At 76.5% G+C, this 1,655-nt stretch carries 2 protein-coding genes and 1 pseudogene; 1 reads left to right on the top strand and 2 read right to left on the bottom strand.

Annotation, left to right across the window (positions count from 1 at the left end):
- Window positions 1–262: pseudogene (locus ACYVI6_RS18665) on the bottom strand (hypothetical protein); the annotation flags it as partial.
- Between the two features lie 38 nt (window positions 263–300).
- Here ACYVI6_RS18665 and ACYVI6_RS18660 point away from each other — a divergent pair.
- A complete protein-coding gene (locus tag ACYVI6_RS18660) occupies window positions 301–1,083 on the top strand; it encodes an ABC transporter ATP-binding protein (RefSeq protein WP_460447786.1) in 783 nt (260 codons plus the stop codon).
- A gap of 75 nt (window positions 1,084–1,158) precedes the next feature.
- On the opposite strand, the gene ACYVI6_RS18655 is transcribed toward ACYVI6_RS18660, so the two are convergent.
- Window positions 1,159–1,655, bottom strand: a 497-nt coding sequence (locus ACYVI6_RS18655) for a lytic transglycosylase domain-containing protein (RefSeq protein WP_460447785.1), incomplete at its 5' end; no start/stop codon positions are given.

The raw sequence follows: 1,655 nt of genomic DNA, 5'->3' as shown, positions 1-1,655 counted from the left end.
TGCCGGGCAGGCCGAGCTCCTCGCCGAGCGCCGGCAGCACCGCGCGCAGCCCGGCGACGCCCTGCCGTCGCAGGCCGACGAGCAGGTCGCCCAGGGGGCCGCCGTCGCACGCGCCGAGCGGCGCGCCGGGCAGCGTGTGCACGGCGTGCGCCTCGTCCGACCCCTGCACGACGTCGCGGGCCTCGTCGGGCCCGGCGCGGCCGTCGAGCACGGCGCTGCCCCAGGCGGCGAGCAGGGCGGCGCGGGGCAGGTGGGCGGTCACCGCTCAAGGCTACGAGGCGCTCGCATAGGGTCGTGCACATGAGCGACGTGCTGGAGCTCGCCGGGGTCAGCGTCGTCCGCGGCAGCACCACCCTGCTGGCGGACGTGGACTGGTCGGTCAGCGAGGGGGAGCGCTGGGTGGTGCTCGGCCCCAACGGCGCGGGCAAGACCACCCTGCTGCAGCTGGCCTCGGCCCAGATGCACCCCACCACCGGCGTCGTCGGCGTGCTGGGCGAGGTGCTCGGGGCGGTCGACGTCTTCGAGCTGCGCCCCCGCATCGGCCTGGCCAGCGCCTCGCTCTCCGGCCGGCTCCCGGCGTCCGAGCGGGTCAGCGACGTGGTGGTGACCGCCGCCTACGGCGTCACCGGCCGCTGGCGCGAGGCGTACGACGACCTCGACCACGCCCGCGCCGGGCAGCTGCTCGACGCGCTCGGCGTCGCGCACCTGGCCGACCGCACCTTCGGCACGCTGAGCGAGGGCGAGCGCAAGCGGGTGCAGATCGCCCGCGCGCTGATGACCGACCCCGAGCTCATGCTGCTCGACGAACCCGCCGCCGGCCTCGACCTCGGCGGCCGCGAGGACCTCGTGCGCCGCCTCGGCCAGCTGGCCGAGGACGTCGAGGCGCCCGCCCTGGTGCTCGTGACCCACCACGTCGAGGAGATCCCGCCGGGCTTCACCGACGTGCTGCTGCTGCGCGAGGGGCGGGTGGTGGCCGCCGGCCCCATCGAGCTCGCCCTCACCCAGGAGCACCTCGAGGCGACCTTCGGCCTGCCGCTGGTGCTCGAGCGCCACGGCGATCGCTGGACCGCCCGCGCGCGCTAGATGTCGTGCCGAAGTGCGAGCAGCGGTTCACCCGAGCACGCTTTGGTGAACCGCTGCTCGCATCTCGGCAGGAGCTCAGGGGGTGCTGGGGGACGCGGCGAGCTCGGCCTGCACCCGGAGCACGAGCTGCACGTACCACTCGGCGTGGTTGTAGCGCAGCAGCGCCGAGTGCACGCCGTCCGGGCCGCGGCCGGCGCCGTTCGCACACAGGTAGCGGGCGGCGGTGAACACCGAGTCGGCCGGCGAGAACGGGTCGGCGGTGCCGTCGTGGTCGCCGTCGACGGCGTACGCCCGGAACGTCGCGGGCATGAACTGCATCGGCCCGACGGCCCCGGCCGAGCTGGGGCCGACGTTGCGGCCGTGGCCGCTCTCGACCTGGCCGACGGCGGCGAGCAGGGTCCAGTCCATGCCGGCGCACGTGGTCGCGGCCTGGTGGTAGAGGTCGAAGTACACGCTGGGGGCGGCCTGCGCGTGCACCGTCGCCAGGGCGGCCGCACGGGCGGCGGCGGCCGCTCGACGGGCGGCGGCCAGGGCCCTCGCGGCGCGCTCGGCGGCCTCGAGCCGGGCGCGCA

It is taken from the genome of Angustibacter aerolatus, from assembly GCF_054776675.1.
This window is presented reverse-complemented; position numbering and strand designations above follow the sequence as displayed.